Source organism: Leucobacter tardus (genome assembly GCF_017583045.1).
Classification (GTDB): domain Bacteria; phylum Actinomycetota; class Actinomycetes; order Actinomycetales; family Microbacteriaceae; genus Leucobacter; species Leucobacter tardus.
Genome location: NZ_JAGFBF010000004.1, coordinates 118,916 through 138,989, shown reverse-complemented (window position 1 = coordinate 138,989; position 20,074 = coordinate 118,916). Strand labels below are relative to the sequence as shown.

The 20,074-nt window shown below is 66.1% G+C and carries 29 protein-coding genes; all 29 read right to left on the bottom strand.

Annotation, left to right across the window (positions count from 1 at the left end; translation table 11 throughout):
* Positions 1–117 precede the first annotated feature (117 nt).
* Positions 118–579 carry a 50S ribosomal protein L15 gene (gene rplO / locus J4H85_RS06205; RefSeq protein WP_208237919.1) on the bottom strand — a complete coding sequence of 154 codons (462 nt, stop codon included), beginning with the start codon at positions 577–579 and terminating at the stop codon, positions 118–120.
* Complete coding sequence (rpmD, locus tag J4H85_RS06200; RefSeq protein WP_208237917.1) at positions 576–764, bottom strand: 50S ribosomal protein L30; 189 nt, start codon at positions 762–764, stop codon at positions 576–578. Before rpmD ends, rplO begins: the two co-directional genes overlap by 4 nt.
* On the bottom strand, positions 764–1,477 hold the full coding sequence (rpsE, locus tag J4H85_RS14160; RefSeq protein ID WP_208237915.1) for a 30S ribosomal protein S5: 714 nt from the start codon (positions 1,475–1,477) through the stop codon (positions 764–766). Before rpsE ends, rpmD begins: the two co-directional genes overlap by 1 nt.
* Positions 1,474–1,848, bottom strand: a complete 375-nt coding sequence (gene rplR, locus J4H85_RS06190; protein ID WP_208237912.1) for a 50S ribosomal protein L18 — start codon at positions 1,846–1,848, stop codon at positions 1,474–1,476. The genes rpsE and rplR overlap by 4 nt, the downstream gene beginning before the upstream one ends.
* A 2-nt stretch (positions 1,849–1,850) precedes the next feature.
* A complete protein-coding gene (rplF, locus tag J4H85_RS06185) occupies positions 1,851–2,387 on the bottom strand; it encodes a 50S ribosomal protein L6 (RefSeq protein WP_208237910.1) in 537 nt (178 codons plus the stop codon).
* 6 nt (positions 2,388–2,393) lie between these two features.
* The gene (gene rpsH, locus J4H85_RS06180; protein ID WP_208237908.1) at positions 2,394–2,792 is read right to left on the bottom strand and encodes a 30S ribosomal protein S8; all 399 of its coding nucleotides are present in this window, start codon (positions 2,790–2,792) and stop codon (positions 2,394–2,396) included.
* A gap of 118 nt (positions 2,793–2,910) precedes the next feature.
* Positions 2,911–3,486, bottom strand: coding sequence for a 50S ribosomal protein L5 (gene rplE, locus J4H85_RS06175; protein WP_208237906.1), 576 nt, complete (start codon positions 3,484–3,486; stop codon positions 2,911–2,913).
* A complete protein-coding gene (gene rplX, locus J4H85_RS06170; protein ID WP_208237904.1) occupies positions 3,486–3,848 on the bottom strand; it encodes a 50S ribosomal protein L24 in 363 nt (120 codons plus the stop codon). The genes rplE and rplX overlap by 1 nt, the downstream gene beginning before the upstream one ends.
* A gap of 3 nt (positions 3,849–3,851) precedes the next feature.
* Positions 3,852–4,220, bottom strand: a complete 369-nt coding sequence (gene rplN, locus J4H85_RS06165) for a 50S ribosomal protein L14 (RefSeq protein ID WP_208237902.1) — start codon at positions 4,218–4,220, stop codon at positions 3,852–3,854.
* 29 nt (positions 4,221–4,249) lie between these two features.
* A complete protein-coding gene (gene rpsQ, locus J4H85_RS06160; protein ID WP_208237900.1) occupies positions 4,250–4,522 on the bottom strand; it encodes a 30S ribosomal protein S17 in 273 nt (90 codons plus the stop codon).
* A 2-nt stretch (positions 4,523–4,524) separates the two neighbouring features.
* Positions 4,525–4,839: a 50S ribosomal protein L29 gene (rpmC, locus tag J4H85_RS06155; RefSeq protein WP_208237898.1), complete on the bottom strand. Its 315-nt coding sequence runs from the start codon at positions 4,837–4,839 to the stop codon at positions 4,525–4,527.
* Positions 4,839–5,258: a 50S ribosomal protein L16 gene (gene rplP, locus J4H85_RS06150; RefSeq protein ID WP_208237896.1), complete on the bottom strand. Its 420-nt coding sequence runs from the start codon at positions 5,256–5,258 to the stop codon at positions 4,839–4,841. Before rplP ends, rpmC begins: the two co-directional genes overlap by 1 nt.
* Positions 5,259–5,260: 2 nt before the next feature.
* A complete protein-coding gene (gene rpsC, locus J4H85_RS06145) occupies positions 5,261–6,019 on the bottom strand; it encodes a 30S ribosomal protein S3 (protein WP_208237894.1) in 759 nt (252 codons plus the stop codon).
* Complete coding sequence (gene rplV, locus J4H85_RS06140) at positions 6,019–6,399, bottom strand: 50S ribosomal protein L22 (RefSeq protein ID WP_208237892.1); 381 nt, start codon at positions 6,397–6,399, stop codon at positions 6,019–6,021. The genes rpsC and rplV overlap by 1 nt, the downstream gene beginning before the upstream one ends.
* A 26-nt stretch (positions 6,400–6,425) precedes the next feature.
* Complete coding sequence (gene rpsS / locus J4H85_RS06135; RefSeq protein ID WP_208237890.1) at positions 6,426–6,707, bottom strand: 30S ribosomal protein S19; 282 nt, start codon at positions 6,705–6,707, stop codon at positions 6,426–6,428.
* A 24-nt stretch (positions 6,708–6,731) separates the two neighbouring features.
* Entirely contained in the window at positions 6,732–7,568 is an 837-nt protein-coding gene (gene rplB, locus J4H85_RS06130; protein ID WP_208237889.1) for a 50S ribosomal protein L2, read from the bottom strand.
* A gap of 21 nt (positions 7,569–7,589) precedes the next feature.
* Positions 7,590–7,889: a 50S ribosomal protein L23 gene (gene rplW, locus J4H85_RS06125; RefSeq protein WP_208237887.1), complete on the bottom strand. Its 300-nt coding sequence runs from the start codon at positions 7,887–7,889 to the stop codon at positions 7,590–7,592.
* Positions 7,886–8,539, bottom strand: coding sequence for a 50S ribosomal protein L4 (gene rplD, locus J4H85_RS06120; RefSeq protein ID WP_208237885.1), 654 nt, complete (start codon positions 8,537–8,539; stop codon positions 7,886–7,888). The genes rplW and rplD overlap by 4 nt, the downstream gene beginning before the upstream one ends.
* Positions 8,540–8,542: 3 nt before the next feature.
* Complete coding sequence (gene rplC / locus J4H85_RS06115) at positions 8,543–9,199, bottom strand: 50S ribosomal protein L3 (protein ID WP_208237883.1); 657 nt, start codon at positions 9,197–9,199, stop codon at positions 8,543–8,545.
* Positions 9,200–9,212: 13 nt separating this feature from the next.
* Entirely contained in the window at positions 9,213–9,521 is a 309-nt protein-coding gene (rpsJ, locus tag J4H85_RS06110) for a 30S ribosomal protein S10 (protein ID WP_119073194.1), read from the bottom strand.
* Positions 9,522–9,878: 357 nt separating this feature from the next.
* Entirely contained in the window at positions 9,879–10,979 is a 1,101-nt protein-coding gene (locus J4H85_RS06105; protein ID WP_307863453.1) for an MraY family glycosyltransferase, read from the bottom strand.
* Positions 10,976–12,778, bottom strand: coding sequence for a polysaccharide biosynthesis protein (locus tag J4H85_RS06100; protein ID WP_208237881.1), 1,803 nt, complete (start codon positions 12,776–12,778; stop codon positions 10,976–10,978). Before J4H85_RS06100 ends, J4H85_RS06105 begins: the two co-directional genes overlap by 4 nt.
* A 230-nt stretch (positions 12,779–13,008) precedes the next feature.
* Positions 13,009–14,202: an elongation factor Tu gene (gene tuf, locus J4H85_RS06095; protein WP_208237880.1), complete on the bottom strand. Its 1,194-nt coding sequence runs from the start codon at positions 14,200–14,202 to the stop codon at positions 13,009–13,011.
* Between the two features lie 159 nt (positions 14,203–14,361).
* Positions 14,362–16,479: an elongation factor G gene (gene fusA / locus J4H85_RS06090; protein WP_208237879.1), complete on the bottom strand. Its 2,118-nt coding sequence runs from the start codon at positions 16,477–16,479 to the stop codon at positions 14,362–14,364.
* A 104-nt stretch (positions 16,480–16,583) separates the two neighbouring features.
* Positions 16,584–17,054: a 30S ribosomal protein S7 gene (rpsG, locus tag J4H85_RS06085; RefSeq protein ID WP_208237878.1), complete on the bottom strand. Its 471-nt coding sequence runs from the start codon at positions 17,052–17,054 to the stop codon at positions 16,584–16,586.
* On the bottom strand, positions 17,054–17,428 hold the full coding sequence (rpsL, locus tag J4H85_RS06080; RefSeq protein WP_208237877.1) for a 30S ribosomal protein S12: 375 nt from the start codon (positions 17,426–17,428) through the stop codon (positions 17,054–17,056). Before rpsL ends, rpsG begins: the two co-directional genes overlap by 1 nt.
* A 265-nt stretch (positions 17,429–17,693) precedes the next feature.
* Positions 17,694–18,335 carry a spermidine/putrescine ABC transporter substrate-binding protein gene (locus J4H85_RS06075; protein WP_208237876.1) on the bottom strand — a complete coding sequence of 214 codons (642 nt, stop codon included), beginning with the start codon at positions 18,333–18,335 and terminating at the stop codon, positions 17,694–17,696.
* Between the two features lie 2 nt (positions 18,336–18,337).
* A complete protein-coding gene (locus J4H85_RS06070; protein WP_208237875.1) occupies positions 18,338–18,961 on the bottom strand; it encodes a hypothetical protein in 624 nt (207 codons plus the stop codon).
* Positions 18,958–20,010: an ABC-2 family transporter permease gene (locus J4H85_RS06065; RefSeq protein WP_208237874.1), complete on the bottom strand. Its 1,053-nt coding sequence runs from the start codon at positions 20,008–20,010 to the stop codon at positions 18,958–18,960. The genes J4H85_RS06070 and J4H85_RS06065 overlap by 4 nt, the downstream gene beginning before the upstream one ends.
* Positions 20,011–20,074: the final 64 nt, after the last annotated feature.

The window sequence follows — 20,074 nt, the reverse complement described above, 5'->3', positions numbered from 1 at the left end:
GGCGTCTTCCAGGGTACAACTGAGTCGGGAAACCGACGGAAACACACGTCGGGGGCCGAACCCGGCAGCTCGCGCTGCCGGGTCCTGCCCCCTGGTGCTACTGCAACTGCAGCCGTACTACTTGATCTCGCCGCCCGCGGCGGTGATCTTCTGCTCGGCCGAGGTCGAAACCTTGTCGACCTGAACCGAGAGCTTGACCTGCAGGTCACCGTCGCCGAGGACCTTGACCGGGTGGTTCTTGCGAACCGCGCCCTTGGCCACGAGATCGGCGACCGTCACCTCGCCGCCCTGCGGGTAGAGCTCGGCGAGCTTGCCCACATTGACGACCTGGTACTCGGTACGGAACGGGTTCTTGAATCCGCGGAGCTTCGGGGTGCGCATGTGCAACGGCATCTGCCCACCCTCGAAGCCGGCACGAACCTGGTAGCGAGCCTTCGTACCCTTGGTACCGCGGCCCGCGGTCTTGCCCTTGGAGCCCTCACCGCGACCCACGCGGGTCTTCGCGGTCTTGGCTCCGGGCGCGGGGCGCAGGTGGTGCGCCTTCAGCACCTGCTGGCGCTCCTCGTTGTTCTCGCTCATGCGTCGATCTCCTCAACCTCTACGAGGTGAGCGACCGCGCGAACGTAACCGCGGTTGGCCCGGGTGTCCTCGCGGACGACCGAGTCGCCGATCCGCTTGAGACCGAGGCTCCGCAGCGTGTCGCGCTGGTTCTGCTTCTCACTGATAACGGACTTGGTCTGCGTAACCTTCAGGCTCTTCGCCATTACGCACCTGCCTTCGCCTTGGCGGCAGCGTCGGCCGCGGCCTTCGCCTCGGCCCGCACGATGCGGGCCGGAGCGACGCGGTCGAAGTCGAGACCACGACGGGCTGCGACGGAGCGGGGCTCCTCGAGCAGTCGCAGCGCCTCGACGGTCGCGTGCACGATGTTCAGGGTGTTCGACGAACCGAGCGACTTGCTCAGCACATCGTGGATACCGGCGCACTCGAGGACGGCGCGCACGGGGCCACCCGCGATCACACCCGTACCGGCAGCAGCCGGACGCAGCAGGACAACACCTGCGGCGGCCTCGCCCTGGACCGGGTGCGGGATCGTGCTGCCGACGCGGGGCACACGGAAGAAGTTCTTCTTGGCCTCCTCGACACCCTTGGAGATGGCGAGGGGCACCTCCTTCGCCTTGCCGTAGCCGACACCGACGGTGCCGTTGCCGTCGCCCACCACGACGAGCGCGGTGAAGCTGAAGCGACGGCCGCCCTTGACGACCTTCGACACGCGGTTGATGGTGACGACGCGCTCGAGGAACTGGCTGTCGCTGCGATCGCGACCGCCGCGCTCCCCGCGGGTGCCGCGGTCACGACTGCCGCGACGCTGCTCCCTGGGCTCGTTCCGGTGATCCTGAGCCTGAGCAGGTGCCTCGGCACCCTGCGTCTCAGCCTGGGGCTGTGCAGTCACTTCCTGCTCCTTCGTTTCTTCGCTCACAGGGACAGACCTCCCTCGCGAGCGCCATCGGCGATCGCCGCGACGCGGCCGGCGTACTTGCTGCCACCGCGGTCGAACACGACTGCCTCGACACCTGCGGCCTTCGCACGCTCGGCGACGAGCTCGCCGACCTTGCGGGCCTTGGCGGACTTGTCTCCGTCAAACGAGCGGAGGTCGTTCTCCATCGTCGACGCCGAGGCCACGGTGTGGCCCTTGCCGTCGTCGATGACCTGGACGAACACGTGACGCGACGAACGCGTCACCACGAGACGGGGACGAACCTCCGTACCGACGATCTTCTTACGCAGCCGGGCGTGGCGGCGGATACGCGCTGCCGAACGGCCCTTAGCCCGTGACACTGAAGCGGCCATGGTTACTTACCAGCCTTTCCTGCCTTGCGGCGAACATTCTCGCCGGCGTAGCGAATACCCTTGCCCTTGTAGGGCTCAGGCTTCTTCAGCTTGCGGATGTTCGCGGCGGTCTCGCCGACGACCTGCTTGCTGATGCCGCGGACGGTGACCTTGTTGGCGCCCTCGACCTCGAGGGTGATGCCCTCGGGAGCCTCGTACGAGACCGGGTGCGAGAAGCCCAGGGCGAACTCGAGGCCCTGACCCTTCTGCAGCACGCGGTAGCCCGTTCCGACGACCTCGAGCTGCTTCGCGAAGCCCTGGGTCACCCCGAGAACGTTGTTGTTGATGAGCGTGCGGGTGAGGCCGTGCAGTGCACGCGACTCGCGCTCGTCGTCGGGACGGGTGACGAGCACCTGGCCCTCTTCGAGCGACACGCGGATGGGCTCCGAGACGACGAGCGACAGCTCACCCTTCGGACCCTTGACCGAGACCTGCTGGCCGTCGATCTTGACCTCGACTCCACCAGGAACGCTGATGGGAAGCTTTCCAATACGTGACATGACGGACTACCACACGTAGGCGAGAACTTCTCCGCCTACGCCCTTCTGCTCGGCCTCGCGGTCGGTGAGGAGCCCCGAGGAGGTGGACAGGATCGCGATTCCGAGACCGCCGAGCACGCTCGGGATCTCGGTCGAGCCCGCGTACACGCGGAGACCGGGCTTGGAGACACGCTTGATGCCCTCCACGGCCGGCTCGCGGTTCGGGCCGTACTTCAGCGACAGGCTGAGGGTGGTACCGACGCGGGCGTCTTCCACCTTCCAGTCGGTGATGTAGCCCTCGCGCTTGAGGATCTCTGCGATCCGCTCCTTCAGCTTCGAGCCGGGGAGCGAAACGTCGTCATGATGTGCGCTACTCGCGTTGCGCAACCGGGTCAGCATATCTGCGACCGGATCAGTCATCGTCATGAGTGACTCTTCTTTCTCGCCTGGTATCGACGGCCGTTACACGACCGCCGACCTGGGTGACACGGGTGCAGGCACCGCGGAACAACTCCGCGGTGCCTCCCCCGAATGGACTATTCAGTTATTCGGCCTTGAACGGGAAACCGAATGCGCGCAGCAGCGCACGGCCCTCGTCGTCGGTCTTGGCGCTGGTGACGACAGTGATGTCGAAACCGCGCACCCGATCAATCTTATCCTGATCGATCTCATGGAACACACTCTGCTCGGTCAATCCGAAGGTGTAGTTGCCGTTTCCGTCGAACTGACGGGGCGACAGCCCGCGGAAATCCCGGATGCGCGGGAGTGCGAGCGTGATGAGACGGTCGAGGAACTCCCACGCGCGGTCACCGCGAAGGGTGACGTGCGCGCCGATCGCCTGACCCTCGCGCAGCTTGAACTGCGCGATGGACTTGCGAGCCTTGGTGACCATCGGCTTCTGACCGGTGATCAGCGTGAGGTCTGCGATCGCACCCTCGATCACCTTGCTGTCGCGAGCGGCGTCACCGACACCGGTGTTCACGACCACCTTCACCAGGCCGGGGACCTGGTTCACGTTGGCGAAACCGAACTGCTCGGTGAGCGCCGAGATGATCTCGGAACGGTACTTCTGCTTGAGTCGCGGCTGGATTTTGCCAGCGGGCGCAGCAGTCTCGGTCATCAGAGGTCCTTCCCTGACTTCTTGGCGTAGCGGACGCGGACGGTCTTGGTGACGCCGTCCTTCTCCACCTCGTCGAGGCGGATGCCCACGCGGGTCGGCTTCTTGGTCTCGGGATCGACGACGGCAACGTTCGACACGTGGATCGGTGCCTCGTGCGTCTCGATGCCACCCTCCTGGGTGCCACGCGACGACTGACCGCGGCGCACGTGCTTGGTCACGTAGTTGACACCCTCGACGACGACGCGGTCGCTGTCGCGGAGCACCTCGATGACGTGACCCTGCTTGCCCTTGTACCCACCGCGCTCCTGCGACGGGCCCGAGATGACCTCGACGAGGTCACCCTTCTTGATCTTGCTAGCCATGGACTAGATCACCTCCGGTGCGAGCGAGACGATCTTCATGAACTTCCGGTCACGGAGCTCACGGCCGACGGGTCCGAAGATACGGGTGCCGCGGGGCTCCCCGTCTGCCTTCAGGATCACGGCGGCGTTCTCGTCGAAGCTGATGTACGAACCGTCGGGACGACGGGTCGACTTGCGGGTGCGGACGACGACCGCCTTGACGACGTCGCCCTTCTTCACGTTGCCGCCCGGGATGGCGTCCTTCACGGTGGCGACGATGGTGTCGCCGACCCCCGCGTACCGACGCTTCGATCCCCCGAGCACACGAATCGTGAGCAGCTGCTTGGCGCCGGAGTTATCGGCGACCTTGAGCCTGGATTCCTGCTGAATCACTTGTTACTCCTTCTTCCGTAAGCCGGAGCTTACTTCGCCTTCTCGAGGATCTCGACCAGGCGCCAGCGCTTGGAGGCGCTGAGCGGACGGGTTTCGTGGATGAGCACGAGGTCGCCGATGCCCGCGGTGTTCTCGGCGTCGTGCGCCTTCACCTTGGACGAGCGGCGCATGACCTTGCCGTACAGCGCGTGCTTCACGCGATCCTCGACCTCGACGACGATGGTCTTGTCCATCTTGTCGCTGACGACGTAGCCGCGACGGGCCTTACGGTAGCCGCGCTGTTCCTTCTCGATCTCAGCCATGCTTAGGCCTCCTTCGTATCAGCGGCGGCATCCGCCTGCTCGGTCTTCTTCTTGGTGCTCTTCTTGGCCTTCGCGGGGGCCTCGGTCGCAACCGGGGTCTCGCGAATACCGAGCTCGCGCTCACGGAGGACCGTATAGATGCGCGCGATGTCGCGCTTCACCTGACGGACGCGTCCGTGGCTCTCCAGCTGGCCGGTGGCCGACTGGAACCGCAGGTTGAAGAGCTCGGCCTTCGCCTTCTTGAGCTCTTCGGTCAGTCGCTCGTTCTCGAACGTGTCGAGTTCGGTGATGACCAATTCCTTGCTACCGATCGCCATTACGCGTCGCCCTCCTCGCGCTTGATAATGCGGGCCTTCAGGGGCAGCTTGTGAATGGCGCGGGTCAGCGCCTCACGTGCAAGCTCCTCGTTGACACCGGCGACCTCGAAGAGGACGCGGCCCGGCTTGACATTCGCCACCCACCACTCGGGTGAACCCTTACCGGAACCCATGCGGGTTTCAGCGGGCTTCTTGGTGAGGGGGCGGTCGGGGTAGATGTTGATCCACACCTTGCCGCCGCGCTTGATGTGACGGGTCATCGCGATACGAGCGGACTCGATCTGACGGTTCGTCACGTACGCGGGCGTCAGGGCCTGGATACCGAACTCACCGAAGTTGATCTCCGTGCCGCCCTTTGCCTGACCTGAACGGCCGGGACGGTGCTGCTTACGGTACTTGACTCGACGGGGAATCAGCATGCTTACTTCTCCGCTCCTGCTGCGGCGGGCGCAGCCTCGGCCTGTGCACCGCGGGGTGCACGGCGGCGGTCGCCGCGCTCACGGGACGGCTTCTGGGCCGCCTGCTCGCGTGCGAGTTCCTTGTTCGTGAGGTCGCCCTTGTAGATCCAGACCTTCACGCCGATGCGGCCGAAGGTGGTCTTTGCCTCGTAGAAGCCGTAGTCGATGTTCGCGCGGAGCGTGTGCAGCGGCACGCGACCCTCGCGGTAGAACTCCGAACGGCTCATCTCGGCGCCGCCGAGGCGGCCGGAGACCTGGATGCGGATGCCCTTGGCACCTGCGCGCTGGGCGCCCTGCAGTCCCTTACGCATTGCGCGGCGGAAGGCCACGCGCGCTGCGAGCTGCTCGGCGATGCCCTGAGCGACGAGCTGAGCATCGGCCTCGGGGTTCTTGACCTCGAGAATGTTCAGCTGGATCTGCTTGCCCGTGATCTTCTCGAGCTCGCTGCGGATGCGCTCCGCCTCGGCGCCGCGGCGACCGATGACGATGCCGGGTCGCGCCGAGTGGATATCCACGCGGACGCGGTCGCGGGTGCGCTCGATCTCGATCCGCGACACACCTGCACGGTCCAGCGACTTGCCGAGGTGCTCACGGATGCGAACGTCCTCTGCGAGGTAGTCCGCGTACCGCTGACCGGGCTTCGTCGAGTCCGAGAACCAGCGCGACACGTGGTCGGTGGTGACCCCGAGGCGGAAGCCGTAGGGATGAATCTTCTGGCCCATTATTTGGCTCCCTTCTTCGCGGCAAGCTCATCGGCGGTCTGCAGTACGACCGTGATGTGGCTGGTCCGCTTGTTGATCCGGAATGCGCGGCCCTGTGCACGGGGGCGGAAACGCTTGAGCGTCGTGCCCTCGTCGACGAAGGCGCGGGCTACGACGAGCTCGTCCTCGTTGAGACGCTGGTTCTCGTTATCGGCCTTGACGCGAGCATTCGCGATGGCCGATGCGACGAGCTTGTAGATCGGCTCCGAAGCGGCCTGCGGTGCGAACTTCAGGATGGCCAGGGCCTCCTGAGCGTTCTTTCCGCGGACCAGGTCGATGACGCGACGGGCCTTCTGGGGGGTAACGCGGATGTGACGCACACGTGCGATCGACTCCACCATGACTCTTCCTCCTTCACGTCACCGCGTCAGCGGCGACGGCCCTTCTTGTCGTCCTTCACGTGACCACGGAAGGTACGGGTCGGGGCGAATTCGCCCAGCTTGTGCCCGACCATGGTTTCGGTGACGAACACCGGGATGTGCTTGCGACCGTCGTGCACCGCGATGGTGTGTCCGAGCATGGCCGGGACGATCATCGAACGGCGCGACCAGGTCTTGATCACGTTCTTGCTGCCGGCTTCGTTCTGCGTGGCCACCTTGTTCAGCAGGTGGTTATCGACGAAGGGGCCCTTCTTGAGACTACGAGGCATCTTCTCTTCTCTCCTACCTGCCGACTAGCGCTTCTTGCCCGAAGGACGACGACGAACGATGAGCTTGTCGCTTTCCTTGTTGGGATGACGCGTACGGCCTTCCTTCTGACCCCAGGGGCTGACCGGGTGACGACCACCCGACGTGCGGCCTTCGCCACCACCGTGGGGGTGGTCCACCGGGTTCATGACGACACCACGGACGGTCGGGCGAACGCCCTTCCACCGCATACGGCCCGCCTTGCCCCAGTTGATGTTCGACTGCTCGGCGTTGCCGACCTCGCCGACGGTCGCGCGGCAGCGCGCGTCGACGTTGCGGATCTCGCCCGAGGGCAGACGCAGCTGGGCGTACGGGCCCTCCTTCGCCACGAGGCGAACCGACGCACCGGCCGAACGTGCCATCTTCGCACCGCCGCCGGGCTTCAGCTCGATCGCGTGAACGACCGTACCCGTCGGGATGTTCTTGAGCGGCAGGTTGTTGCCCGGCTTGATGTCGGCGCCCGCGCCCGACTCGACGACGTCGCCCTGCTGGAGACGCTTCGGAGCCAGGATGTAGCGCTTCGCACCGTCCTCGAAGTGGAGGAGGGCGATGCGCGCCGTGCGGTTGGGATCGTACTCGATGTGCGCGACCTTGGCGTTCACGCCGTCCTTGTCGTGGCGACGGAAGTCGATGACGCGGTACTGGCGCTTGTGGCCACCGCCGATGTGGCGGGTGGTGATGCGGCCCTGGTTGTTGCGGCCACCGGTCTTCGGCAGCGGGCGCAGCAGGGACTTCTCGGGGGTCGAGCGCGTGATCTCAGCGAAATCGGCAACACTCGAGCCGCGACGACCAGGGGTCGTCGGCTTGTACTTACGAATAGCCATGATGTTTCCTCTTCGCTCCTACTACAGCGCAGCCGTGAAGATGTCGATCGTGCCCGACTTCAGGGTCACGATGGCACGCTTGGTGTCCTTGCGCTTTCCCATGCCGAAGCGAGTACGACGCGTCTTCCCCTTGCGGTTCAGCGTGTTGATCTTCGCGACCTTGACGTTGAAGACCTGCTCGATCGCGAGCTTGATCTCGGTCTTGGAAGCGGACGGCTGCACCTCGAAGGTGTACTGGCCGTTCGCGTCGATCATGCCGTAGCTCTTCTCAGAGACGATCGGGCGGATGATGACGTCGTGGACGTTCTTGTTGAGGCTCACTTGGATTCCTCCCCTGCGGAACGACCGGCGACGAATGCGTCGAAGGCCGCCTTGGTGAACACGACATCGTCGCTGACGACGACGTCGTAGGCGTTGAGCTGATCCTGGAACAGCACGTGGACGTGCTGCAGGTTCCGGACGCTGAGGACCGTGGTCTCATCAGCGCGATCGACGACGACGAGCACGCGACGACCGGGAGCGACCGAGGCGAGGAACTCACGCGCGGTCTTCGTGCTCGGCTGATCGCCGAGACCGAAGGACTCGACGACGTGCAGACGGTTCGCGCGGGTGCGATCCGAGAGCAGGCCGCTGAGCGCTGCAGCGATCATCTTCTTCGGGGTGCGCTGGCTGTAGTCGCGCGGTACGGGACCGTGGACGATGCCACCGCCGCGGTGCTGCGGCATGCGGACCGAACCCTGACGTGCACGGCCGGTGCCCTTCTGCTTGAACGGCTTGGCACCCGAACCGGAACGCTCACCGCGGCCCTTGGTCTTGTGGGTGCCCTGACGAGCAGCGGCGAGCTGGGCCGTGACCACCTGGTGGATCAGCGGGACGTTGGCCTCGGCGGCGAAGATGGCCTCAGGCAGGTCGACGGACCCGGCCTTCGTGCCCTTCGCGTCGAGCACCTCGAGCGTGGTAGCGGTAGCCATGGACTAGGCCCCCTTCACTGCGTTGCGAACGAATACGAGACGGCCGCGAGCACCGGGAACCGCACCCTTGACCAGGATGAGACCCTTCTCTGCGTCGACTGCCTGCACCGACAGGTTCTGCACGGTGACGCGGTCGCCGCCCATGCGGCCGGCCATCTTCTGGCCCTTGAACACGCGACCGGGGGTCGCTGCGCCGCCGATGGAACCGGGCTTGCGGTGGTTGCGGTGCGCGCCGTGCGAAGCGGAAACGCCCTTGAAGTTGTGACGCTTCATCGTGCCGGCGAAGCCCTTGCCCTTCGAGGTGCCCACGACGTCGATCTTCTGACCGGCTTCGAAGGTGGCCTCGGCGGTGAGCTCCTGACCGAGCGTGTAGTCGGCGGCGTCGGCCGTGCGCACCTCGGTGAGGTGGCGACGAGGCGTGACGCCCGCCTTCTCGAAGTGACCGGCGCTGGGCTGGTTCACCTTGCGGGGGTCGATCTCGCCGGCCGCGATCTGCACGGCACTGTAGCCGTCGACCTCGGGGGTGCGGATCTGCGTGACGACGTTGGGTGCGACCTCGATGACGGTGACGGGAACGACGTTGCCGTTCTCGTCCCAGACCTGCGTCATACCGAGCTTGGTGCCCAGGAGACCCTTGACGTTGCGATCGTTGTGCGACATGTTCAGACCCCCCTTAGAGCTTGATCTCGATGTTGACATCGGCAGGCAGGTCGAGACGCATGAGCGAGTCGACGGCCTTCGGGGTGGGGTCCACAATGTCAATCAGACGCTTGTGGGTGCGCTTCTCGAAGTGCTCCCGGCTGTCCTTGTACTTGTGGGGTGAACGGATCACTGCGACCACGTTCTTCTCCGTGGGGAGCGGCACGGGGCCAATCACGGTCGCACCCGCGCGGGTGACCGTGTCGACGATCTTGCGTGCCGAGCTGTCGATGACCTCGTGGTCATACGACTTCAGTCGAATGCGGATCTTTTGTCCCGCCATGTGACTCTCTCTTTCTTGGTTGCGTCGTACTGCGTGGATGTGCGCAGCATTGGACGTCTTGCGTATCAGCGCCCTGGTACCCCACGAGGAAGCACTGGGTCTCTGTTCACCTGTCAATCCGACGGGGATCGGAAGTCGCCCTCCGCCCGTCGGGGCCCTCACACACGAAGACGGCCTGGCGCGAAGTGCCGGGCCGTTCCGATGGTGAGCGGTGTTCGCTGCCCGCGGCCTAACCCTGAACCCGGATGCACCGAGCGGTTATGCACTGCCTGGCAGTGATTCCGAGCATGCCCGGAAGTACTGAACTCAACTATTCTGGCACAGTGGCACCCACCGTGCAACCCGGGCGTGTCGCGCTCAGCGGGCGCCCGCGCGACCGCCGAGGAGGCGCGGCAGTGACAGGTAACCGGCCAGCACGAGGAGCCCGCCGCAGAGCAGCGCCACCCACCAGATCGGCGCCACGAAGAACGAGGCGAGCCCGAGGAGCGACGCCGCCAGGGTGCAGGCCGCGGTCATCGACGACGATGCGACGTGCGAGTAGCCGAGCTGCTGCACGCGCTGATAGACGTGCTCCTTGTGCGGCTCGTCCCATTTGTGTCCGGCACGGACGCGTTTCACGAGCGTCACTCCGACATCGCCGAAGGAGATGACCATCGGTCCGATGGTCGCGAGGACGGGGACGCCGGCGAGCAGAGCCGCGAAACTGGTCACCGCCGTCGCTCCCCCGAGCAGATAGCTGCCGACGTCTCCGAGGAAGGCACCGGGCTTGCTCAAGTTCCAGGGCAGGAACCCCGCGAATCCCGCTGCGAGGATGAGGCCCGCCAGCACGAGCCACGTCAGACCGCTGAGAAACCCTGCAGCGGCGAATGCGCACCCCGCGATGACACCGTGGAAGCCGCTGATCCCGTTCAGTCCATCCATGAAGTTCGCGACGTTGATGTAGCTGGAGATGAAGAGCACGGCGTACGGCACGAGCGCGATCGTGACCCAGAACGGCAACGGTTCGAGTGCGAACTCACCCGCTCCCGATCCGAGGAAGGAACCGCCGACGAACCCGAAGTCGACCGATGCCAGCGGGTACTGCCGCAGCAGGACGAGAGCGACCGGGATCACGAAGGCGATGAGGAGCAGACAGGTGCTCCGCACCCCGACGCTCAACCCGCGCAGGTCTTCCGCGAGTCCGAGGCATCCGGCGGCGAACGCACCGATGACGACGAGCAGCAGGAGGTCCCATCGTCCGAACCCGGCGCTCGCCACGGACAGTGCGATCACGGCCACCACCCCGGACACCGTCATCGCGATGAGCACGGCCAAGCCGAGTCCGCGCAGGATCGGCCGCTCATGGGAGGAGCGCTCGTTCGGAACGTCCATGATGCCGAGCCGCACGAGCAGGGGGCGCACCAGGAACGGAAGCGACAGGCTCAGCACGAAGCAGACGATGGCCGGGATGAGGATCACCGCGCCACCCGCCCGCCGGCGTCGTCGGTCAGGTCCATACGCGCGACCCAGCCGTCGTGATCGAGACGCTCGGGCTCGAGCCAGTCCACTTGCGCGTGCGTGATCTTGTCATGGAAGGGCCTGGCGTCGCCCTCCCCCTCGGCCACGAGCTCTTCATGCAGCTTCTCGCCATGGCGCAAGCCGGTGAAGACGATGTCGACCTGCTTGCCCGACTGCTGGATCATGCGCTTGGCGACGTCGAGGATGCGCACGGGGTCCCCCATGTCGAGGATCAGCACCTCGCCAGGCCGTCCGATGCCACCGGCCTGAATGACGAGCTGGCAGGCCTCCGGGATCGTCATGAAGAACCGAGTGACCTCCGGGTGGGTGATGGTCAGCGGCCCTCCGGCGTCGATCAGCGACCGGAACGTCGGCAGCATGGATCCCCGGCTCCCGATGACGTTGCCGAACCGCACCGAGAGGTACCGCTCCCCCGTCTGCTGCGCCATCCACGCGGTCAGCTTCTCGGCGACCCGCTTCGAGTGGCCGAGCACACTCGTCGGATTCGCCGCCTTGTCCGTCGAGATATTCACGAACGTGTCGACGCCGGCCGCTCGCGCCGCCCTGAGCACGTTGAGCGTTCCGAGCACGTTCGTCTTCCACGCCTCGTCCGGATACTGCTCGAGCATCGGCAGATGCTTCAGCGCGGCGGCGTGGAACACGACCTCGGGTTTTCGCTCGGCGAAGATCCGCTGGAGCGTCTCCTCGTCGCGGATGTCGGCGAGCACGACATCCCGCGTGTCGAGCAGGCCATGACCGCTGATGGAGAGCTGAGTGGCCTGCAACGACGTCTCGTCGCGGTCGAGCATGATGAGCTCCTGCGGCGCGAAGCGTGCGAGCTGACGGCAGAGTTCGGCGCCGATGGATCCGCCGGCACCGGTGACGAGCACGACGCGGTCCTGCAAGTACGGCGCGATCGAGTCCGTGTCGAGCCGCACCGGGTGGCGACCGATGAGATCCTCGATCGAGAGCTCGCGTACTTCGCTGATCGCCGCCGAATTGCGCAGGATCTGGTCGAGGGGCGGGAGCACGAGCACGCGCAGTCCGAGACCGTCCGCGGCATCGTCGACGCGACGCATGAACGTCGCGTCGGCATCGCCGATGCAGACCAGCAGTGTGGTGGCGTCGGTGCGTCGCGCGACAGCGGCGAGGTCGTCGAAGCCGCCGAGAACGCGGACGCCTCTGACCTCTTGATTGCGCTTCGTCGGGTTGTCATCGATGAAGCCGACGGGCAACGCGGATCCCGCCGCGTCGGTCAGCAGGCGCTTGGCCGTCTGCACGCCCAGGTACCCGGCACCGTAGAGGAGGACGCGCTCCGCCTCTTCGCCAGGCTTCATCTGGCGCTCGGCTGAGAGGCGGACCAGGTACCGCACCACCCCCATCAGGGTGAAGGCGATCGGAGCGGCGATGATCAGCGTGCTGCGGGGAATGCCACGGCCGTAGCCCACCAGATACGCCGCACCCCAGGCGAACGACATCACGACGACGACGTTGAGCACCAGCGCCCGCACCTCGTCGAAGCTGCCGACCTCCCACCTGCTGCGGTAGAGCCAGAAGAGCCACCCACCGACGAGCTGCAGCAGGGCGGTGATCGCGATCACCACGAGCGTCCACGTCCAGTGGATGCGCATGAGATTGAAGTCGAAGCGAAGCACCAGCGCCGCGAGGATGGCGGTCGCCCACGCCGCGGCGTCGAGCACGAAGAGCAACCCGTACTGGCGCACGAAGTGCGAGAAACGATGCTGCGTGGACTGCGGCACAGTGATCCTCTCGTGTCGGGCTCGGCGGCTATGGGCCGGTGAGGTGTCCCCCTCGCCTCCGCGAGGAGTCTCCGGACCCACCCACCGAGGATACCGTGCCCGAGCCCCACGATCGCTCTGCGCCACTGGCGAGCCGGAGAGCGGACGCCGAACGGCCCGGAACGCACTGCACCCCCGGGGCGAGGCCCCGGGGGTGCAGTGTCGGAGCGTGATGCTCCGATGAGTCGAAACTACTCGACGATCTTCGTCACCGTGCCGGCGCCGACGGTGCGGCCGCCCTCGCGGATGGCGAAGCCGAGGCCCTCTTCCATCGCGATGGGCTGGATGAGCTCCACCGACATGTCGGTGGTGTCACCGGGCATGACCATGGGCTTATCCTCGGGAAGCGTGATGACACCGGTCACGTCAGTCGTACGGAAGTAGAACTGCGGACGGTAGTTCGTCTCGAAGGGGTTGTGACGTCCACCCTCATCCTTCTTCAGGATGTAGGCGGTGCCCTCGAACTTGGTGTGCGGCGTGATCGAGCCGGGCTTCACCACGACCTGACCGCGCTCCACGTCCTCGCGCTTGGTGCCGCGAAGCAGCAGACCACAGTTCTCGCCGGCCCAGGCCTCGTCGAGCTGCTTGTGGAACATCTCGATACCCGTGACGGTGGTCTTCTGCGTCGGGCGCAGGCCCACGATCTCGACCTCGCTGTTGATGCCGAGGGTGCCGCGCTCGGCGCGGCCGGTCACGACGGTGCCACGACCGGTGATCGTGAAGACGTCCTCGACAGGCATCAGGAAGGGCTTGTCCTTGTCGCGCACGGGGTCCGGGATGCTCTCATCCACGGCTTCCATAAGCTCAACGATGGAGTTGACCCACTTCTCGTTGCCCTGCAGCGCCTCGTAGCCCGAGACGCGCACCACGGGGACGTCGTCTCCCGGGTAGCCCTGCTTGGAGAGCTCCTCGCGGACCTCCATCTCGACGAGCTCGAGGATCTCCTCGTCGTCGACCATGTCGCTCTTGTTGAGCGCCACCATCAGGTAGGGAACGCCGACCTGCTTGGCGAGCAGGATGTGCTCCTTGGTCTGCGCCATCATGCCGTCGGTCGCCGCAACCACGAGGATTGCGCCGTCCATCTGAGCGGCACCGGTGATCATGTTCTTGATGTAGTCGGCGTGACCCGGGGCATCGACGTGCGCGTAGTGGCGCTTGTCGGTCTCGTACTCGACGTGCGAGATGTTGATCGTGATGCCGCGCTGACGCTCCTCGGGAGCCGAGTCGATGGTGTTGAAGTCGCGCTTGACGTTCACCTCCGACGGGAACTTCTCGGCGAGGGTCTGCGAAATCGCCGCGGTAAGGGTCGTCTTACCGTGGTCGACGTGACCGATCGTACCGATGTTTACGTGCGGCTTGGTCCGCTCGAACTTGGCCTTCGCCACTATGGTCCTCCTCAGGACGTCAGGTACTCTTTCCCTCCGACGGTTTCGAAGGGCACGAGTACGGGTTGCCTCATTATGTTACAAGCTCGGGCCTGGGATCGCGACCCGAGCGGTGCGGTCGGCGGCGAGTGCGAAACCCGCCACCGACCGCGGGCGTGATTACTCGCCCTTAGCCTTCTGAACGATCTCTTCGGCCACGGCCTTCGGCACCTCTGCGTAGGAATCGAAAGCCATCGAGAACACGGCGCGACCGCTGGTCTTCGACCGCAGATCACCGATGTACCCGAACATCTCGGAGAGCGGGACCAGCGCGTTGACGATCTTCACGCCGCTCGCGTCCTCCATGGACTGGATCTGACCGCGACGCGAGTTGATGTCACCGATCACATCGCCCATGTACTCCTCGGGCGTGCGCACCTCGACCGCCATGAGCGGCTCGAGCAGCACGGGCTTCGCCAGGCGCGCGGCCTCCTTGAAGGCCATCGAGCCGGCGATCTTGAACGCCATCTCCGAGGAGTCGACGTCGTGGTACTGCCCGTCGAGCAGCGTCGCCTTGACGTTGACCACCGGGAAGCCGGCGAGGATGCCGTACTGCATGGCGTCCTGGATACCCGCGTTGACCGAGGGGATGTACTCGCGCGGCACGCGACCGCCGGTCACCTTGTCCTGGAACTCGTAGGTGGTGTCGCTATCGGCGTCCTCGAGGGGCGCGAGCGCGATCTGCACCTTCGCGAACTGGCCGGAGCCACCGGTCTGCTTCTTGTGCGTGTAGTCGTACTTGTCGACGGCCTTGCGGATCGTCTCGCGGTACGCCACCTGCGGCTTGCCGACGTTCGCCTCGACCCGGAACTCGCGCTTCATGCGGTCGACGAGGATGTCGAGGTGCAGCTCGCCCATGCCCGCGATGACCGTCTGACCGGTCTCGGGGTTGAGGCTCACGCGGAACGTGGGATCCTCTTCGGCGAGCTTCTGGATCGCCGTCGACAGCTTGTCCTGGTCACCCTTGGTCTTCGGCTCGATGGCCACCTCGATGACGGGCTCGGGGAAGGTCATCGACTCCAGAACGACCTGGTTGCTCGAGTCGCTCAGCGTATCGCCGGTCGTGGTCTCCTTGAGACCGATGACCGCGTAGATGTTGCCGGCGGTCAGGTCGTCGACCGGGTTCTCCTTGTTCGCGTGCATCTGGAAGATCTTGCCGATGCGCTCGCGCTTGCCCTTGGTCGAGTTGATGACCTGGGTGCCAGACGGGATCTGGCCCGAGTAGACGCGAACGTAGGTGAGACGTCCGAAGAACGGGTGCACCGCGACCTTGAAGGCGAGCGCCGAGAAGGGCTCGTCCTTCGACGGCTTGCGGGACATCTCAATGCTCTCGTCGCGGGGGTCGTGACCCTTGATCGAGCCCACGTCGAGCGGGTTCGGCAGGAAGTCGACGACCGCATCGAGCATCGGCTGCACACCGCGGTTCTTGAATGCGGAACCGCAGTACACCGGGAAGGTCTCGCCTTCCATGACGAGCTTGCGGATGCCGCCCTTGAGCTCGTCGATGGACAGCTCTTCGCCGCCGAAGTACTTCTCGAGGAGCGCGTCATCAGCCTCGGCGACCGACTCGACGAGCTTCTCGCGGTACTCGACGGCCTTGGCCTTGAGCTCCTCGGGGATCTCGCGGGTCTCGTACGCCGCGCCCAGCGCGACGTCGCCCTTCGCGTCGCCCGGCCAGACGAGCGCCTGCATCGAGAGCAGGTCGACGACGCCAACGAAGTCGGACTCCGAGCCGATCGGCAGCTGCATCACGAGCGGCTTCGCACCGAGGCGGTTGATGATGGTGTCGACCGTGAAGTAGAAGTCGGCGCCCATCTTGTCCATCTTGTTGACGAAGCAGATGCGCGGCACGCCGTACTTGTCGGCCTGACGCCACACGGTCTCCGACTGGGGCTCCACGCCCTCCTTGCCGTCGAACACCGCGACTGCGCCGTCGAGCACGCGCAGCGACCGCTCCACCTCGACGGTGAAGTCGACGTGACCAGGCGTGTCGATGATGTTGATCTGGTTGTTATCCCAGAAGCAGGTCACCGCGGCACTGGTGATCGTGATGCCGCGCTCCTTCTCCTGCTCCATCCAGTCGGTGGTCGAAGCGCCGTCGTGGGTCTCGCCCAGCTTGTGGTTGACACCCGTGTAGAACAGGATGCGCTCGGTGGTGGTGGTCTTGCCGGCATCGATGTGAGCCATGATGCCGATGTTGCGGACCTTACTCAGGTCGGTGAGCACGTCTTGTGCCACAGGTGTCTCCTCCGTAGGGGGTGGAAGTTCGGGAACGCGGAAGCCGGCGCAACCGCGGCGTCCGGGCGGCCTCAGGCTGGCGAGCCCGCCCGGACGGCGACGGGCTACCAGCGGTAGTGCGCGAAGGCCCGGTTCGACTCGGCCATCTTGTGCGTGTCCTCACGGCGCTTCACCGCGGCACCGAGGCCGTTGGAAGCGTCGAGAATCTCGTTGGTCAGACGGTCGGTCATCGTGTTCTCACGACGCGCCTTGGCGTAGCTGGTCAGCCAGCGGAGTGCGAGCGTGTTCGCACGGTGCGGCTTGACCTCGACGGGCACCTGGTAGGTGCTGCCGCCGACGCGACGCGAACGGACCTCGAGCGTCGGGCGCACGTTGTCGAGCGCCTTCTTCAGGACCGTCACCGCATCCTGATCGCTCTTGGCTGCGACGTTCTCGAGTGCACCGTAGACGATGCGCTCGGCGAGACCCTTCTTGCCGTCGAGCAGGATCTTGTTGACCAGCTGGCTCACCACGGGTGAGCTGTACACCGGATCGGCGACAACGGGGCGCTTCGGAGCAGGACCCTTACGAGGCATTACTTCTTCTCCTTCTTCGCACCGTAGCGGCTACGAGCCTGCTGACGATTCTTGACCGCCTGAGTATCGAGCGCACCGCGCACGATCTTGTAGCGGACACCGGGGAGGTCCTTCACACGACCGCCGCGCACGAGCACCATCGAGTGCTCCTGCAGGTTGTGGCCCTCGCCCGGAATGTAGGCGGTGACCTCGGTCCCGTTCGAGAGCTTCACACGAGCGACCTTGCGCATCGCCGAGTTCGGCTTCTTCGGGGTGGTGGTGTACACACGCGTGCACACACCGCGCTGCTGAGGGTTCGCCTTCAGAGCGGGCGCCTTGGTCTTGGTGACCTTCGGCGACCGGCCCTTGCGAACCAGCTGCTGAATAGTAGGCACTGATTCTCCTATTTCGTCCTGCACGGTGACAGGAATGCTTCACATGGACAAGCATGTGCGACGATTTGCATTGTCGCTGAGCTGCTGCCTCGTTTCCGACGCACGCGCCGATCCGGAGGCCGAGTGCAGCTATGCCGTGGGGGTGTCAGCCGTCAGGCGAGTGACCCTGGCGTTCTCCCTCGTCACCACCCGCCCGCGGGCACGGTGAAAGCGATGGAGCACACCAAGAAACAATCATAAGCGCTGGAGCCCCGCGCTGCAAGGATCACTCAGGCGGCTCGAGGGTACGGCTGAGCTCGTCGAGCAGCGCCTGCACCTGCGGGTCGACGAAGCGGGCGATCGCGGCCACCACGCGAGGACGGTGCCCGACCAGCGCGAGGCACACCGCTTGGCCGGTCTCGAGCGCGCACTCATCGGCGAGTTCGATCTCGCGCCGCAGTTGCCGCTTCTCCTCCGACGTCAGCGGAGGCCGCGGCAGCGGCTGCTCCGGCCGACTCTCCTCGGCGAGGCCGGCCATGGTGAACAGGAAGGGCTGCTCGCCGCGATCCGGCTCGGGGTCGGGATCGAGCCCGTCGTACTCGGGGTCGAGTCCGGCGGTGGGGTCGAATCCCCCGGTCAGCCACAGCGCCTCTCCGGTGAGCTCGGCGTGCAAGAGGGGCAGCCCCGACGCGGTGAAATCGTCGACGCGGCGATCGATGATGCGCTGCATGCGCGATACCAGCGCGTGAGTGACCTGGTGCGGCACATCTGCCGCGATCCCCGCCGCCGTCACGATCGGGGATCCCGTGCAGCGTCGACAGAGTCGAGCGCGCCCGCGGTGCGTCGCCGGCTCCCACTTCGGCAGCCACCGCAGCCAGGCGTCGACGCCCGCGGCCACGCGCTCTTCGACCGATTCTCCCGTCGCCACCGTCACCCTCGCCCGTCCCGCGGACCGCGATCGCCGTCCGGTCGATCTTCATCCGGCTCAGCCGACGCGTCGTCACCGGGCGACCCGCCCTGTGATCCGGCTGGCCCCTCGTGCCAGGGGTCGAGGCCGTAATTCACCCAGTCGGGACCGAGATCATCGTCCTTCTCCCACGGCCAGCGCGGGCGACTGCGATCCGTGAAGATGCGACGGACGAGCAGCGCCCAGAAACCGAGCGACACCAGGACCCAGATCGGCACGAGGAGCAGCGCGAACGGGCTCCCCCAGGTCTCCGCGGCCGACAGTCCGATCGCGGAACCGAGCAGAGCCCACACGGTGTACGCTCCGCCCGCCGCGAGGATCCAGTAGCCCCACGCCGGGGCCCGTCGGCCACGCAACATGGTGATCGCCTGACGCCACAGCGTCCACGCCAGCAGCACGAGGGCGAGCGCGATGGCGAGCGGTCCCGCCCACCGCGGTCGATCGACCGTGGTCACGGGATCCACTTCGAGCGCGAACGCGAGCACGCCCCACGCCGCGACCGTGAGCGCCACGGCCGCGGTGACCACGGCGAAGATCAGCATCCCGACGTAGCCGCGGGTCACCCGGTGCCGCGGCTCTGGGGTCATCGCTGCGACCGCACCTCGGCCAATGCCTCTTCGTAGTCCGCGACGAGCTTCGCGTTCTTGGCGGTGACACGGCGGCCACGTGCACCGATCCAGGCGCCGAACCAGACCGTGACCTCGCGCGCGACGATCGCCGCACCGAGCGCCGGAGTGGTGAATCCGAAGATCCGCGCCAGCTCGACCGGATCCCAGGTGCCGGGCGATGACAGACCCATCACGGCAGGATCGAAGGCGTACCCGAGTACCGCCGCCGCCCAGACGAGCACCGCGACCGGGAATCCGCCCAGCACGTACGCCCACCATCCGGCGCGTCCGACGATCAGCACCAGCACGATCATGCCGATGAGGAACGCCGCGACCGCGGCGATGAATCCCCAGGACATCAGGAACGGCACCAGCCCACCCATCACGAACTGCGAGGGAGGAGTGACCGGTGCGAGGCGGAGGGCGATGACTCCGGCGTACACGATCGCGAATGCCACCGCGGCGAGCAGACTGATGAGCACGCCCGCGCCGCGGTTGCCGCGGAGATCGGGCGGCATCGGCGTCTGCATGTAGAGCGCGGCCATCGGGTGATCGGAGCTGATGCGGATCTCGCCGTCGCGGGGCGCATCGACGGGAGCGAGAGTCGGATCGCCCGTCGCCGCCGGCGCAACCGGTGCGGGTGCGAACGCCGCGCGGCTGGTGTCGTACCCGGCGCTCGGAAGGTCGTCGAGGGTGATTGGGCGGTGATCGAGGTTCGCATCACGGTCGAACGGCGTCGTCGCACCGTCCCGCTCCGACTCGGCGGCCTCGACGGGAGCCGGATCCTCGCTCCGCCACTCGGCGGCGCGCTGCTCTGACGCGTCCCACTGCTCGGTCGGCGGCCCCGGATCGGCATCGGCAGCCTCACCCAGACCCTCGACCGGTCGCTCGGCCGACCCGAACCCGCGGGCATCGGCCCCGGATCCGGCATCGCGAGAGCGTTCGACGGCGGCAAGCACCTCGGTATTGCTCGACTCGGACTCCTCGACGGGAGCACCCGCCGATTGCGGATCGCGCGTATCGCTCATCGTCCCACCTTTCGTCGCGGCCGCGCGCGCACCCCTCGTCGCCGGCTTGTGAGCCCCACGATAC

Coding starts and splice junctions, on each gene's coding strand:
- rplO (WP_208237919.1), bottom strand. CDS start 579: ATGAGCGAGAACAACGAGGAGCGCCAGCAGGTGCTGAAGGCGCACCAC.
- rpmD (WP_208237917.1), bottom strand. CDS start 764: ATGGCGAAGAGCCTGAAGGTTACGCAGACCAAGTCCGTTATCAGTGAG.
- rplR (WP_208237912.1), bottom strand. CDS start 1,848: ATGGCCGCTTCAGTGTCACGGGCTAAGGGCCGTTCGGCAGCGCGTATC.
- rplF (WP_208237910.1), bottom strand. CDS start 2,387: ATGTCACGTATTGGAAAGCTTCCCATCAGCGTTCCTGGTGGAGTCGAG.
- rpsH (WP_208237908.1), bottom strand. CDS start 2,792: ATGACGATGACTGATCCGGTCGCAGATATGCTGACCCGGTTGCGCAAC.
- rplE (WP_208237906.1), bottom strand. CDS start 3,486: ATGACCGAGACTGCTGCGCCCGCTGGCAAAATCCAGCCGCGACTCAAG.
- rplX (WP_208237904.1), bottom strand. CDS start 3,848: ATGGCTAGCAAGATCAAGAAGGGTGACCTCGTCGAGGTCATCTCGGGC.
- rpsQ (WP_208237900.1), bottom strand. CDS start 4,522: ATGGCTGAGATCGAGAAGGAACAGCGCGGCTACCGTAAGGCCCGTCGC.
- rpmC (WP_208237898.1), bottom strand. CDS start 4,839: ATGGCGATCGGTAGCAAGGAATTGGTCATCACCGAACTCGACACGTTC.
- rplP (WP_208237896.1), bottom strand. CDS start 5,258: ATGCTGATTCCCCGTCGAGTCAAGTACCGTAAGCAGCACCGTCCCGGC.
- rpsC (WP_208237894.1), bottom strand. CDS start 6,019: ATGGGCCAGAAGATTCATCCCTACGGCTTCCGCCTCGGGGTCACCACC.
- rplV (WP_208237892.1), bottom strand. CDS start 6,399: ATGGTGGAGTCGATCGCACGTGTGCGTCACATCCGCGTTACCCCCCAG.
- rpsS (WP_208237890.1), bottom strand. CDS start 6,707: ATGCCTCGTAGTCTCAAGAAGGGCCCCTTCGTCGATAACCACCTGCTG.
- rplB (WP_208237889.1), bottom strand. CDS start 7,568: ATGGCTATTCGTAAGTACAAGCCGACGACCCCTGGTCGTCGCGGCTCG.
- rplD (WP_208237885.1), bottom strand. CDS start 8,539: ATGGCTACCGCTACCACGCTCGAGGTGCTCGACGCGAAGGGCACGAAG.
- rplC (WP_208237883.1), bottom strand. CDS start 9,199: ATGTCGCACAACGATCGCAACGTCAAGGGTCTCCTGGGCACCAAGCTC.
- rpsJ (WP_119073194.1), bottom strand. CDS start 9,521: ATGGCGGGACAAAAGATCCGCATTCGACTGAAGTCGTATGACCACGAG.
- rpsG (WP_208237878.1), bottom strand. CDS start 17,054: ATGCCTCGTAAGGGTCCTGCTCCGAAGCGCCCCGTTGTCGCCGATCCG.
- J4H85_RS06070 (WP_208237875.1), bottom strand. CDS start 18,961: ATGACCCCAGAGCCGCGGCACCGGGTGACCCGCGGCTACGTCGGGATG.
- J4H85_RS06065 (WP_208237874.1), bottom strand. CDS start 20,010: ATGAGCGATACGCGCGATCCGCAATCGGCGGGTGCTCCCGTCGAGGAG.